General features: G+C 45.1%; 12 protein-coding genes. 5 read left to right on the top strand and 7 right to left on the bottom strand.

All coding sequences use genetic code 11. The features are described from left to right. Positions 1-10: 10 nt before the first annotated feature. On the top strand, positions 11-493 hold the full coding sequence (folA, locus tag L5M10_RS08260; protein ID WP_263255158.1) for a type 3 dihydrofolate reductase: 483 nt from the start codon (positions 11-13) through the stop codon (positions 491-493). Positions 494-712: 219 nt separating this feature from the next. Next, on the top strand, positions 713-1,126 hold the full coding sequence (locus L5M10_RS08255) for a DUF3718 domain-containing protein (RefSeq protein ID WP_105249997.1): 414 nt from the start codon (positions 713-715) through the stop codon (positions 1,124-1,126). A gap of 235 nt (positions 1,127-1,361) precedes the next feature. Here the strand turns inward: L5M10_RS08255 and L5M10_RS08250 are convergent, their stop codons facing one another. The 7 genes from L5M10_RS08250 to lptD all read right to left on the bottom strand — a co-directional run bounded on the left by L5M10_RS08250 (position 1,362) and on the right by lptD (position 10,415). Then, positions 1,362-3,383, bottom strand: coding sequence for a methyl-accepting chemotaxis protein (locus L5M10_RS08250; protein WP_263175731.1), 2,022 nt, complete (start codon positions 3,381-3,383; stop codon positions 1,362-1,364). Between the two features lie 97 nt (positions 3,384-3,480). Further along, positions 3,481-4,305, bottom strand: a complete 825-nt coding sequence (locus tag L5M10_RS08245) for a symmetrical bis(5'-nucleosyl)-tetraphosphatase (RefSeq protein ID WP_263164203.1) — start codon at positions 4,303-4,305, stop codon at positions 3,481-3,483. A gap of 21 nt (positions 4,306-4,326) precedes the next feature. Then, complete coding sequence (gene apaG, locus L5M10_RS08240) at positions 4,327-4,707, bottom strand: Co2+/Mg2+ efflux protein ApaG (protein WP_263164201.1); 381 nt, start codon at positions 4,705-4,707, stop codon at positions 4,327-4,329. A 48-nt stretch (positions 4,708-4,755) separates the two neighbouring features. Next, positions 4,756-5,562 carry a 16S rRNA (adenine(1518)-N(6)/adenine(1519)-N(6))-dimethyltransferase RsmA gene (gene rsmA / locus L5M10_RS08235; RefSeq protein WP_263164199.1) on the bottom strand — a complete coding sequence of 269 codons (807 nt, stop codon included), beginning with the start codon at positions 5,560-5,562 and terminating at the stop codon, positions 4,756-4,758. A gap of 15 nt (positions 5,563-5,577) precedes the next feature. Next, positions 5,578-6,564, bottom strand: a complete 987-nt coding sequence (gene pdxA / locus L5M10_RS08230; RefSeq protein WP_105249994.1) for a 4-hydroxythreonine-4-phosphate dehydrogenase PdxA — start codon at positions 6,562-6,564, stop codon at positions 5,578-5,580. Between the two features lie 6 nt (positions 6,565-6,570). Beyond that, positions 6,571-7,875 (bottom strand): peptidylprolyl isomerase SurA, encoded by a 1,305-nt coding sequence (gene surA / locus L5M10_RS08225; RefSeq protein WP_105249993.1) that lies wholly within the window; start codon positions 7,873-7,875, stop codon positions 6,571-6,573. A gap of 242 nt (positions 7,876-8,117) precedes the next feature. Further along, positions 8,118-10,415 (bottom strand): LPS assembly protein LptD, encoded by a 2,298-nt coding sequence (gene lptD / locus L5M10_RS08220; protein ID WP_263164198.1) that lies wholly within the window; start codon positions 10,413-10,415, stop codon positions 8,118-8,120. A gap of 117 nt (positions 10,416-10,532) precedes the next feature. On the opposite strand from lptD, the gene L5M10_RS08215 reads away from it, so the two are divergent. From L5M10_RS08215 to djlA, 3 genes are all read left to right on the top strand, one after another. Next, entirely contained in the window at positions 10,533-11,618 is a 1,086-nt protein-coding gene (locus tag L5M10_RS08215) for an aminoglycoside phosphotransferase family protein (protein ID WP_263255157.1), read from the top strand. Further along, positions 11,615-12,292 (top strand): N-acetylmuramate alpha-1-phosphate uridylyltransferase MurU, encoded by a 678-nt coding sequence (gene murU, locus L5M10_RS08210; RefSeq protein ID WP_263237420.1) that lies wholly within the window; start codon positions 11,615-11,617, stop codon positions 12,290-12,292. The genes L5M10_RS08215 and murU overlap by 4 nt, the downstream gene beginning before the upstream one ends. Before the next feature lie 69 nt (positions 12,293-12,361). Next, positions 12,362-13,150 (top strand): co-chaperone DjlA, encoded by a 789-nt coding sequence (gene djlA, locus L5M10_RS08205; protein WP_107402465.1) that lies wholly within the window; start codon positions 12,362-12,364, stop codon positions 13,148-13,150. Positions 13,151-13,162 lie beyond the last annotated feature (12 nt).

The raw sequence follows: 13,162 nt of genomic DNA, 5'->3' as shown, positions 1-13,162 counted from the left end.
AGGAGTGAGCATGCGCATTGCTATGATAGCCGCGATGGCAAACAATCGAGTCATCGGAAAAGATAATAAAATGCCATGGCATCTTCCAGAAGATCTACGTCACTTTAAAGCGATGACCCTAGGCAAGCCTGTTGTGATGGGACGTAAGACCTTTGAGTCAATCGGTAGGCCCCTTCCTAGTCGACATAACATAGTGATTTCACGCCAAACGGATCTTGTGATTGAGGGCGTGACCTGTGTGACCTCATTTGATGCAGCCAAACAAGCTGCTGGTGAATGTGAAGAGTTAGTGGTTATAGGTGGTGGCCAGCTTTATGCCGAGTTATTGCCCTGCGCCGATATCTTATATTTGACGCAAATCAATCTTGAGGTGGAAGGCGATACATTTTTCCCCCACTGGGACGATGGGACTTGGAAGGAAACTGAATCTTTGGCGAGTATAAATGCTGCTGGTTTGGAATATCGCTTTATCAATTTGGTAAAAAAATGTTAAATTGCAGATTCTGTTGTGTACCCTGTGTGTATGGGGCGTCAGTTTATCTAACGTATTGCATCATATCGGACATTTAGTTTTCACGGAAAGAGATAGCCTATTTCGTTATCCTAGATTTCGAACGAGAGCTAAAGCCAAGAGGTCAATATCATTTAGACAATAGATGCAGCCCATACAGAATTGATAATAAAACTATAAGAAAGTATTAAGGAGTATCGGATGCGTCTTATGCCTGTGGCCTTGGCTGCGTTGATTGGATTTAGTTCTATTGCTGTACCAACCTCTGCCGTTGCGGGGGAAGATCCACTCGTAGCGAGTCTTTGTGATTATGTAAAAGCTAATGACAAAAACCGCTTACGTAAAAAGTTAAAAGAAAGCCGCGTTAAGTTACGTCAGATTTACAGTGGTATCAGTTGCGATGGTGCAAGTCTATTGCGCACCGCTTACGGTGCGAGTGCGAACGATACCGGTGAGTTTGTGGCTAAGCGTTTGTCGGCGACTGAATTGAGTGTTGCTGAAGCTGATGGGATGACTATCCAAGCTTGGGCTGAAGCAAACGGTCATGGTGCTAGCCCAATTACCGCTGCAGTGAAAGAGCGTCTTGGCGCTGCTGCGGGCGGTGAAGAAGAGTAATGCGGATTTGAACTTAGCGGCACTTTAGCTCTATTTGCTGCTACGTTATATTAAGCGTCTAATATCAAGTATCTAGCATTAAGCTAGATAAAAATGCCAAACTTAAGTTTGGCATTTTTTATGGCCTTAATTTGTGCAAAGGCCGGACAGTTCGAGTCGTCAGTAAGATAGGCAAGTGAATTCGTCTCAAAAGAAAGGGCCGCTAAGCGACCCTAGGTTTTAGTGGTGATAAACATTAGACTCTAAATTCACCGACCGAAGCTTGGAGTTCTTCGGCTAATTTGGCGACTTGATGGCTAGACTGAGCCGTTTGATCTGCACCGATAGCGGTTTCTTCTGAAATTGCTGCAATATGCTCTAGTTTTTCAGAAACTTGCTGGCTTACTAAATTCTGTTCCTGCGCAGCATGGGCGATATGGGTGCCAGAATCATAGGCCTTATGCACAGATTGGCTGATGGTCTCGAGGGCAATGTTGGCTTGCTCCGTTTTTTCAACGCAGGCGTTGGCTTGAGCACGCCCCATATCCATGGCGGCAACGGCTTGCTCTGCACCTTGCTGCAACACTTCGATCATCTGTTGGATCTCTCGGGTCGACACTTGAGTGCGTGAGGCTAAACTACGCACTTCATCGGCAACTACCGCAAAACCACGACCTTGTTCACCCGCACGGGCGGCTTCAATAGCGGCGTTAAGGGCGAGTAGGTTAGTCTGTTCTGCAATACCACGGATCACATCCAAAATTGAGCCAATAGAGGCGCTGTCCGACTGCACTTTATTAATCACAACACCCGCTTTAGCCACTTCATCGGCTAAAGCCAAAATAGTCAGTTTGTTCTCTTGCGCAATGGCACGCATATGCTGAGTTTCTTGATCAGCCTGTTTGATTTGCTCAAGGGCTTGATTGGCACTTAAAGACACCTGCTGAGCACTAGAGCTAAGTTCAGTTGTTGCAGTAGCCACTTGGTCAACTTGGCTTTTTTGTTCTTGTATGCCTGAGGTGGTTTGTGCTGTGATTGCCGATGTTTGTTCGGCTGCCGCGGCAAGTTGATTTGACCTATCTAAAATACCAATGATTAAACTGCGTAAGCTATCGACGAGACGATTACAGTTTTTTGCTAGTTCGGCAAATTCATCGTGTCCAGAATCATCTAGTTTATGGGTAAGGTTGCCTGAGGCTAAGACGTTAAGGGCATTGTTCACTTGGCTGAGTGAGCGTTTTAACGGATTCACCACAGCAAAACTCACAATCACAGCGACAACGATTGCTATTAACACGACAATCATGGTTTGTATGCTGGCAGAGTCAATCTTGGCTATGGTGTCATTGCTCATGTTCGCGGCAACAAGTTCGATGTTATCGCTGACATCATTCATGTTGGAATTGATGACTTTCACATCTTTTTCGATAATGCCTAGTTTTATCACAGCTTCTTTGGAGTGGGAGAGCTGACTCGATTTTAGCTGCAACATAGATTGCGGACCGGTGACGAGCGCTAATACTTTTTCGATATCTTTAGTGACCGAGCTTAAGGTATCCGCTTCGACGATACCTTGACCGTGACGATTCACATATTCAAGTTTGTTCTTGGTTTCGCTGATAATGTAGTCAAGTTCCTTTGAGATCAGTTCGTGCTTACTGTCTTCGTCATTCGTTACTAAATCTGCAATAGTGGTGATGATATTTCCGAGACTAGTATCAATAGCGCTGGCTGATGCAGCAAGACTCTGCTCATCGGGATTCTGACTGCTTTCTAAATCAACAATATCGAGCAGTTCTGATGAGGCATCATCGGCGGCATTTTCGAGCTTTTTCTTTAGTTCAACTAGCTGTTCTTGCTTGCTCAATGAGGCCTCACGTTCGGCGATCATGGCAATACTATCTCGCTCAAAGGTGGCAAAGCTGCCGCTTAATTGGGCAATTAAAGAAGATAGATTCTGCTGGCTCTTGACTAACTGAGTGAGGGTGGCAATTTCGTTTTTGAACTGAGTCCCGTGGTCTTCAAACACTTTACGAATATTCGGGATATTTGCCGATCTAGGGGTGTTATAGGCAATGAGGATTTGTCTTTGTTGCTCACCCAATGCTTCACTAAGGTGGTTTGTTGATTTCAGCGCGGGCAAGCTTAATTCTTGCATCATAGCAGAGCTGGCTTTTAGGCTATTGTTGGTTAAATAAGATGTAAATCCTAGCAACACGAGTAAAAGTGTGACAATACCAAATCCGCCAATCACTCTGGTGGCTACATTAAATTTCATAGGATACTCCGATTTTTATTATATTTTTCCAAATGAAAACAGGGTGATATTTAGGGTTAGGCGGCTCAGTCTGTTATCGACTTTAAGCTGTTTTAGTTTAACTCTTTTTTAACTTTTTTTGCGTAATTTTTTGGTCTTTTTCAAGATGCCATAAGGTTAAGTGCTCACCCCAACAACAGCCTGTATCTAAAGCCTTTAATTTAGTATCGTCGACCTTGCCCATCAACGCAGCCCAATGGCCAAATACTAAGGTATGACTTTGGCGCAGCGGCGAAGCAAACTCAAACCAAGGTTTGAGTTGTGGATTAGTACAGTTTTCAGGAGGTTGTTTGCAATCAAAATCAAGTCGGCCATCGACATAAAGATAGCGCATGCGTGTTAATGCATTGATGCAATAACGTAAGCGTTCTATGCCAATTGCACTTGGATCCCATTGTTCGGCGGTATCTGAATACATTTGGCTTATTAATGTCTCAAGATAATCATCGTGCTTGAGGGCGCGACTGACGAGTGCGGATTCTTCTCTTAATACCTCCAGCGACCACTGGGGTGGTACACCCGCATGACTCATAATGAGTTGGTGTTCAGGTAATTCACGCATAAGAGGTTGTTGTCTCAGCCAGTCAATTGAGGCTGAGATATCGGGGGATTCTAGAGTTTCAGTGAGATTATCGCTGGGCTTAGCGCGTTTGAGCTTACCGTGTAATGCCATTAGATGGAGATCGTGGTTACCTAAAACCGTTTTAGCGGAATCACCTAAGGAGCGAAAAAACCGTAGCGTAGCTAAGGAGTCAGGTCCGCGTGCAACAAGATCACCTACAGCCCAGAGTTCATCGCGGGAAGGATTAAAATCGACCTTAGCTAGTAATTTTTGTAACTCAGCGAAACAGCCTTGAATATCACCAACAAAATAATGCGCCACAGTACCCCTTTCCTAACGATATTAATGTAGTAAGCCTGGGGTCGCTAAACGGAAGGGACGGATTGTCGCCTGGAAACGCTCACCCGATTCGCTGACCATACCATAAGTGCCGTGCATTATGCCAAGTGGCGTATCGAGCACAGTACCACTGGTGTATTGATAGGCAGTATTCGGCGCTATGGTTGGCGTTTCACCGACAACACCGGCACCTTTGACTTCACTGGTGTTGCCATTGGCATCAGTGATTATCCAGTGACGAGTTTCAAGTTTAGCCGCTTGCTCACCTAAATTGATGATAGTGATGGTGTAACTGAAGAGGTACTTTTCATCCTCGGGCGAGGACTGCTGCTCTATATACTCAGTTTTGACTTCGACCCGAATGGAGGTGTCCAATGCGCTCATTCTTGTTCCTAGGCTCTGGTCTAAGGGCACCTAAGTGCCCTGACATATTTATGCTTTCTTATCGCAAACCATGTTAGCCATAGCAACATACTGCTGCACGCTAATCTGTTCTGGGCGTTGACTTGAGTCAATCCCTAACTGCTCGAACTCATCGTCAGATAACATGTGCTTTAAGTTATTACGCAGAGTCTTACGACGCATGTTGAATGCGGTAGTACAAAGGTGGCGTAGTACGGTTACATCTTTACAAGGGAACGGCTTTACGGCGTATGGCAATAAGCGTACGACTGCTGAGTCCACTTTAGGCGCAGGGGTAAAGCTGTGGGGCGGCACTTCGAGAACCGGGACCACTTGGCAGAAGTATTGTGCCATGACCGTTAAACGGCCATAGGCTTTACAGCCTGGGCTTGCCGATAAGCGCAGTACCACTTCTTTTTGTAGCATAAAGTGCATGGTTTCAATCTGTTCGGCAAATTCGAACAGGTGGAACATCAGCGGCGTTGAAATGTTGTAAGGTAAGTTACCAAATACTTTCATCTTTTTGCCAGGCACACTCAGTTGGCCAAAATTAAACTGCAGTGCATCACCTTGGTGAATAGTCAGTTTATTTTTAAGGACTGGGTGTTGATGTAAGCGTTCAACCAGATCGCGGTCGAGTTCGACGACAGTCAGATTATCTACAGCATCGGCTACAGGTTCTGTTAAGGCACCAAGGCCAGGGCCGATTTCGACCATCACATGGTGATTATCGGGTGCAATTGCACCCACAATGCGGTCAATCACATTGCCGTCGGTAAGGAAGTTTTGTCCGAAACGCTTTCTGGCCGTGTGGCCTAAATGTACTTTGTTGCTCATTAATAATGTAATCGTTTAGTTCTTTGAGGATAACTCAATGGCTTTATTCAGAGCACAGACAAAACTGCCAATATCGGCCTTGCCTGTACCCGCGAGATCGAGCGCCGTACCGTGGTCAACCGAGGTACGAATATAAGGTAAACCTAAGGTGATGTTTACCGATTTGCCAAATCCTTGTGACTTGAGAACGGGAAGTCCTTGGTCATGGTACATGGCCAAGACGACATCGGCGTCCTGTAAATATTTAGGTTGGAATAGAGTGTCGGCCGGTAATGGGCCGACAATATTCATTTGGAACTCTTCTCGCAACTCGTTGAGTGCAGGAATAATCACGTCGATTTCTTCACGCCCTAAATGGCCGTCTTCACCTGCGTGTGGATTGAGACCACAGACATAAATTTTCGGTGAAACTATGCCAAATTTGCTGATGAGATCGGCATGTAGAATCTTGATAATATGCTGTAAGCGTTGGCGTGTTATGGCTTTTGCAACATAGGCCAGAGGAATATGGGTGGTCACGAGTGCCACTTGCAAACCAGGCGTTGCCAGCATCATCACTACATCGGGGCAATTTGCTTGATGGGCAAAAAACTCAGTATGGCCACTAAAGGAAATACCTGCTTGATTGATAATGCCTTTATGCACGGGGCCTGTCACGACAGCATCAAACTCGCCGCTCATGTTTTTTTCGCCCGCATAACGCAAGGTTTCAACTACATAAGTGCTGTTTTGCTCATCGAGCTGACCACAAATCGATTCGCTCACTAACTTAAAGGGCGCTATGGTTAATGTGCCAGCTTCTTGCGGTTTAGGAGCTTGATTTGGCTGGTAAGGGCGGAAAGTCACTTGCAAACCGAGTCGTTTCGCACGGCTCGCAAGTAATTCTGGATCCGCACAAACGACTAACTCAGCAGGCCAAGCCTGCTGAGCGAGTTGTACGACTAAATCGGGGCCAATACCTGCGGGTTCGCCTGGGGTAACGGCAATACGTTTAGTGCTCAATTAGAATTAACCTCGATTGGTCTCTGGCTGGAAGATTTCAATGTATGCGTCTGAACGCATTTCGTCTAGCCAGTTTTGCAGTTCTTCGTTAAATTTGCGACGGAAGATCAACTGGTGCGCACGGTTGCTATTGAACTGATCCGTGGCGTCGGTTTTTCTGCGTTCTTCTAATTGAGTGATATGCCAACCGTGAGTCGTACGGAATGGCTCACTAATTTGGTCGTTTTTCAAACTATTGAGCGTTTGAGCAAACTCAGGTACGTAAATGCTTGGTTCTGCCCAACCTAATTCACCACCTTTTGTGGCCGAACCAGGATCTTCTGAGTACTGACGCGCTAGGTCTTCAAACTTAGCTTCTCCTGAGCGGATTTGCTTCAGGAATTGCTCAAGCATGGCTTTAGCGCGGTCTTCTGACAGGATCGGCGATGGCTTGAGCAAAATGTGGCGCGCTCTAACTTCTTCGATTTCTTTGGTTTGTAGGCCGCGAGCATCCATGATCTTAATAATATGGAAACCTGCACCACTCTTAATCGGGCCGATAATGTCACCCATTTTTGCACCGTTGATCACTTCGGCGAACAGAGTTGGCATTTCGTTGATGTTCATATAATCCCAAATACCACCTTCGAGTGCTTTAGGACCTGAAGAAGAAGCGATAGCGGTACGACGGAAATCCTCACCACTCTTCAAACGTTCTAATACGATATTGGCGCGTTTGCTTGATGCTTCGAGTTGTTCACTGGTGGGGTTATTAGGCACGTCAATCAGGATATGGCCAATTTGGTATTCCACATCTTTCATCCCTTGTTCTTGGATGAGTTTGACTAGGCTAGTAATTTCCTGTGGTGATACTTGAATACGGCGTTGTACCTGAATACGTTGAATTTCACCTAGAGTGATTTCTTCGCGCAATTGTTCGCGGTATTGGCTGAAACTTAAACCTTCGCTTTCAATTTTTTGTTGCATCTGCGCGACAGACATTTTTTGTTCACGCGCGATGTTTTCAATCGCTTGGTCTAGTTGTAAGTCACCAATATTCAGCCCTATACGACTGGCCATTTGCAATTGTAGGCGAGTTAAGATTAAACGCTCAATCACCTGAGTGCGCAGGGCACTGTCAGAAGGTAATGATTGGTTTGCTGCTTTGGCATTCGCTTTAACAGTGTCAATCATGTTAGTGATTTCACTTTCGAGCACTATGCCGTCGTTAATTTGGACTGCAACGCGGTCTAGCGGCTGGGGGGCGGCCAATGTAGGTTGGCTGATCGCGAGTGCAAATAAAGCAAAAATCAGATGTTTACTGGGTTTCATCCACAAAATCCTTGGCACGTTCTAAGGTCAGGTTCGACGGCTTAATTGAAATAACTTTACCATTTATATCGAAATTACAGTGAGTTGCCCTAATGTAATTTTTTGGCGACGCATTTGAGTGCAAGGTTAGACCTTAAGATCCGCTTTTATTCGCTTTAGCAAAAGGTGAACGGTAAAGCACTCATTAATCTGTTTGGACTCTGAGTCCTTGTTGAGGTTCAGCAATCTATCACAATTCTTTGCTAATTCCTCAGATAAAGCGGTTTTCTGTAGTTAAACAGGCCGTCATTGAGCATATCGGATACGCCTAATGGGCCAGAACCACCGAGTCCCTTAATGATTAAGTTCAGGTAGATACCACTATCAAACTGCTCACGAGGATCAATTGTGGCAGAACCTATATTGTCGTCATAGTTGGTTTTAATGCGGTAATGATAACTAAGTCTTACTGCGTAACAGCATGATTCGTACTGGATACCTGTGTAAGTTTCAATACTGCGACTTTCGTTAAGGTCATAATACCAATTACCAACAAAGTAGAGGTCATCACTGATTGGCCAAGCGCCACGAACGCCCGCTTGGGAGATGTTCACTGTATCATTGGTATTTGAGTTCAATAAATCTGGGACATAGCGATAGCTAAATTGCAGCAATTTATTCGCTTCAGGTCTGAAATCTAAGGTGATTTCGGATTTTTTATTGTCACTGGTGTTGGTATCGTACTGAATCGCAGCCCCCATATACCAATCATGGGACAAGCGGGTATCTACCTCTGCAGCAAGTACTGAAGTTGATTGATTAGACTCAAAAATACTGTCTTCATAACCGACTTTACTGTCTTGCAGGTAAAAAATTTGTCCTAGGCTGAATTTAGTGGCTTCTTGGTTGTGACTATCAAACAGGCGTGTGGTAACACCTAGAGTGACTTGATTTGCATCGGAAATCCGATCCAGACCCGAGAAGCGACGATCACGGAATAGGCCAAAGTAGTCGTCCTGTAATTGAGCCGTATCATAAATGCCTATGTTGCGTTGGTCTTCGTAGCCGACATAAAGATATTGAAATTGTGGCTCGAGCGTTTGGCGGTAGTTTTGATCGAAAAGCTCAGTAAAACGTTCGAAGTTGATTTGACCATTAATCCGTACTTGCGGGATGGTGCGATTCACTGTGTCGTCAACAACTATGTCTGGATCTTCGTTATGCTGCCAATAATTGGTCTGCATCAACTTAACTTGACTGGTGAGCGAGCCTGAAGGCCCATGTATTGGCAGAGTTACGCTTGGTGACATGTACAAACGAGTCGCCGTATTAACATTGTTGTCCTGATGGGCAAAATTCGTTAGCTCCGAATTGAAACCAAAATCTAAATTGTTCCAAAAATCAGCAGCGCGATAGTTAAAGTTAACCTGAGGCATGACTTGATATGGTTTTTCATCCTCACCCAGTACTTTAATATCTTGTACTCGGGTGCTTAGATCCCAGTTACTTTCGAAGTAGCTGATTTCACCTATGCGTGATAACTGGTTATCGGTTGCACGGTTAACATCTGACTTTAAGTCATTGAAATAATTGTTATCTGATACATCGGTAAAATTCGCTAATACGCGCCAATTTTTGTCGATCGCTCCTTGATGCTGCCAGTTATATAAGTAGCGATTCGGGCTACCATCGATCAATTTGTCATTGCCTAGATATTCTAAATTGACTCGGCCATTTTGGGCCTCACCCGCCAGATAACCAAACTCTGTTTTAGTGAATAAACCACGGTTTGACATATAGCTAGGTGTAAATGTTAAATCGTACTCTGGGGCAATATTCCAATAATAGGGTGCGGAAATTTCGACACCATCAGTAGTGCTAGTGCTAAAACTAGGGTAGAGAAAGCCAGATTTACGTTTGTCTGAAACGGGGACTGTCATGTAGGGGATATAGAATACAGGTACACCACCAATTCTTAGTTTGGCATTCCAAATTTCGCCCCATTCTTCTTCACTGTTGATCTTGATCTTTTCGGCCTCGAGTAGCCAAGACACATTGTCAGGAGGGCAAGTAGTGAAGTTGGTATTCGTTAAAATTAAATTGTTATTGATAGTAATTTGCAGTTTTTCGGCATCACCGTGAACTTGTTGGCCATGGATCCAATATTGTGCGCCTTTAAGGGTGGCACGGTTTGTCCGCATTTGAGCTTGTAAGGATTCGGCTGTAACGGTGAAGTTACTGTCTTGAAAGACTAAATTACCATTGGCATCAAACTGTTCAGTAGCTTGATCTAAAATCGCCTCATCGGCTGCTATGTGCCTATCGCCTTGGCTAAAAACCACATCGCCACGGAAAATCGCCTGCTTCCCCATTTCGGCATTGGTGTTATCAGACGCAATACGAATTTTGTTGAGTTCAGCCGCACTCATCCCTTGGGTTTGAGATACGATACGGGGTACTGGCGGTTCGATTAAGCATTGGGATGCCGAAGCGGTTAGAGAGTCGTCTGCCAGGACTAATTGCGGTAACAGGCTCAGGGCCAGAAGGTATCGGATCTGCATCTTTAGGTCAGTAATTATGATTTCTTATTCTGGACAAGTATGGATGGGGAAAGTTGCAATTGACAAACGCAACATCGCTTAATAAATCTCTCAATTTCTTAGCTGTTTCCAAATTCTATGCCAGCTATAATAAAGCAATTTTTCTTTAAGAGCCATGAAATGACTTTATCCGATCCGAGATTTCTTTCCCTTAATCAGTGGCTGAATGCTTATTTTTCCTGTGAGGTGATGCCTGTGTTGATTTCCGGAGACGCAAGTTTTAGGCGTTACTTTCGGATTTCGATGCCTGATGCTACCTTTATCGCCGCCGATTCACCGCCGCAGCTAGTGCCTATCGCCCCCTTTATTGCCCTGTCGAATGCTTATTCAGCCGTGGGGCTGACAGTTCCAAAAGTAATCCACGCCGATGCCGATCTGGGTTTTATGTTGATGAGTGATTTGGGCGATACTCAACTCTTATCTGTATTGACGGTACAAAATGTTGAACGGTTTTACCGTCAGGCGCTCGATTTATTACCGCAAGTGGCCGCTGTAATTGAGTGCAAGAATCTTGATAGTGGTTTAGTACAGGCATTACCTAACTACGATGAAGCCTTTGTGCGCCGTGAATTACACATTTTTACTGAGTGGCTGTTAGGAACACATCTTAATTTGTCTTTGGACGCGGCAGAGTTGCAATTGCTGAATGATACTTTTGATCGCCTCGTCGGCAATGCGTTATCTCAACCTAGTGTGGGAATGCAAAGGGATTTCCATAGCCGTAATCTTATGCTGCAAGCGGACAAGCTGTGCGTGATTGATTTTCAGGATGCTGTCGTTGGTCCTGTGACTTACGATGCGGTATCACTACTACGCGATTGTTATATTCGTTGGCCACAGCCGTTAGTTGCAGGCTTGATGCGGTATCATTATCAGCAAGCATTAGCGCTTGGTTTTATTCCTGCACAGACTCCTTTTGAGCAATATCAAACTTGGTTTGATCTCATGGGCTTACAGCGTCACATTAAGGCGGTAGGGATTTTTGCACGGTTAAACTATCGCGATAGTAAACCTGCGTATATGGCGGATATTCCACTGACATTAACGTATATTGTCGACATCTCGCTGCAGTATCCCGAACTCGTGCCATTTGCACACTGGTTAACTCGTCGTGTGTTACCTGCGTTTACTGTGAGTCAGTCTTCATCTGAGGTTAAGCAATGAAAGCCATGATCTTGGCCGCTGGACGAGGGGAAAGGTTACGGCCGTTAACGGACAGTTTGCCTAAACCTATGGTGCCAGTGTTAGGTAAGCCACTGATTGTTTATCATATTGAAAAACTTGCCGCGATAGGCATAGTCGATATCGTCATCAACCATGCTTGGCTAGGGCATAAGTTAGTTGAAGCACTGGGCGATGGCAGCACTTTTGGGGTGCGCATTCGGTATAGCGCTGAAGAGAGCGCGTTAGAAACCGGCGGCGGTATTAAACGCGCTTTGCCTTTATTGTGTGAGGACGGAAGCGACGAACCTTTTTTAGTGATTAATGGTGATGTTTTTATTGATGCATTACCGCCAATCACGCAACTGGCTGCGGATAGGCTCGCTCACTTATGGTTAGTGCCTAATCCTGAGCAGCATCCAAATGGCGATTTTGCTTTGAATGGTCATCAAGTGCAGGAGCGTGGCGATGTTAAGTACACGTTTTCGGGCATGGGTATTTATCACCCTACACTATTTCATGACACGCCGCAGGGCGCCTTTGCACTAGGCCCGTTGTTGAGATCGCAAATGGCTCAAGACAGAGTTAGTGGTGCCTTGTTTAATGGATTTTGGTGTGATGTCGGTACCATTGCACGATTGCAAGCGCTTGAACTAAGGTTACAAAGTAACAAGTAAATTTCGGTGCTGGCATATCCATAGGATTAAGCTAGTGCATCAAATACATAATAGAAATCAGGAAATAAGATGCGGCTTTGGGGTAAGTTTTTTGGATTTGTCATTGGCTTTATGTTCGGCCGTATTTTTGGTGCACTGCTAGGTTTGTGGCTCGGTCATCTTTACGATAAGCGTGCAGCATCGGGCGTGGGTTTTCGACAGGTTTTAGGGCAGGCTAAGAATCGCCAAGCCATTTTCTTTAATACCACATTTGCAGTAATGGGGCATGTGGCGAAAGCATCAGGACATGTTACCGAAACCGATATTCGCATTGCGACCTTATTAATGGATCAAATGCGTTTAACGGGGGAAGCACGTAAAGAGGCGCAACAGGCATTTCGTGAGGGTAAATCGGCGGATTTTGATCTGCGCAGCAGCTTACAAGCTTTCCGTGTTATTACGATGGGACGCAAAGAGTTAGTGCAGATGTTCATCGAAATCCAGATCCAAACGGCACTGTCTGATGGTGAATTGGATCCTGCTGAGCACGCTATCTTGATGACGATTGCTCAAGAGTTAGGTTATGGTCGAGCGCAGTTAGATGAATTACTTAAACGCTGGCAGGCGGAGTTTCGTTTCCATCAAACGTCGAGTGGCAATAAAACATCGATTACTGATGCCTACAGTTTACTTGGCATTACGAACGAAGCTAGCGACCAAGAAGTTAAACGGGCTTACCGTAAATTGATGAATGAACATCATCCCGATAAGTTAGTGGCGAAAGGGTTACCACCGGAAATGATGGAGCTCGCTAATCGTAAGGCTCAGGATATTCAAGCAGCGTATGACAGAGTCAAGTCTGAGCGCGGTATGCGTTAGCCTTGATAAAAT

The organism is Shewanella sp. SM32, from assembly GCF_025654235.1.
GTDB classification, from domain to species: domain Bacteria; phylum Pseudomonadota; class Gammaproteobacteria; order Enterobacterales; family Shewanellaceae; genus Shewanella; species Shewanella oncorhynchi.
This window is presented reverse-complemented; position numbering and strand designations above follow the sequence as displayed.

Excerpts from the sequence above, each read along its gene's own strand:
- djlA (WP_107402465.1), top strand. The coding sequence starts at position 12,362 with ATGCGGCTTTGGGGTAAGTTTTTTGGATTTGTCATTGGCTTTATGTTC.
- murU (WP_263237420.1), top strand. The coding sequence starts at position 11,615 with ATGAAAGCCATGATCTTGGCCGCTGGACGAGGGGAAAGGTTACGGCCG.
- folA (WP_263255158.1), top strand. The coding sequence starts at position 11 with ATGCGCATTGCTATGATAGCCGCGATGGCAAACAATCGAGTCATCGGA.
- L5M10_RS08215 (WP_263255157.1), top strand. The coding sequence starts at position 10,533 with ATGCCAGCTATAATAAAGCAATTTTTCTTTAAGAGCCATGAAATGACT.
- lptD (WP_263164198.1), bottom strand. The coding sequence starts at position 10,415 with ATGCAGATCCGATACCTTCTGGCCCTGAGCCTGTTACCGCAATTAGTC.
- surA (WP_105249993.1), bottom strand. The coding sequence starts at position 7,875 with ATGAAACCCAGTAAACATCTGATTTTTGCTTTATTTGCACTCGCGATC.
- L5M10_RS08255 (WP_105249997.1), top strand. The coding sequence starts at position 713 with ATGCGTCTTATGCCTGTGGCCTTGGCTGCGTTGATTGGATTTAGTTCT.
- apaG (WP_263164201.1), bottom strand. The coding sequence starts at position 4,707 with ATGAGCGCATTGGACACCTCCATTCGGGTCGAAGTCAAAACTGAGTAT.
- rsmA (WP_263164199.1), bottom strand. The coding sequence starts at position 5,562 with ATGAGCAACAAAGTACATTTAGGCCACACGGCCAGAAAGCGTTTCGGA.
- L5M10_RS08250 (WP_263175731.1), bottom strand. The coding sequence starts at position 3,383 with ATGAAATTTAATGTAGCCACCAGAGTGATTGGCGGATTTGGTATTGTC.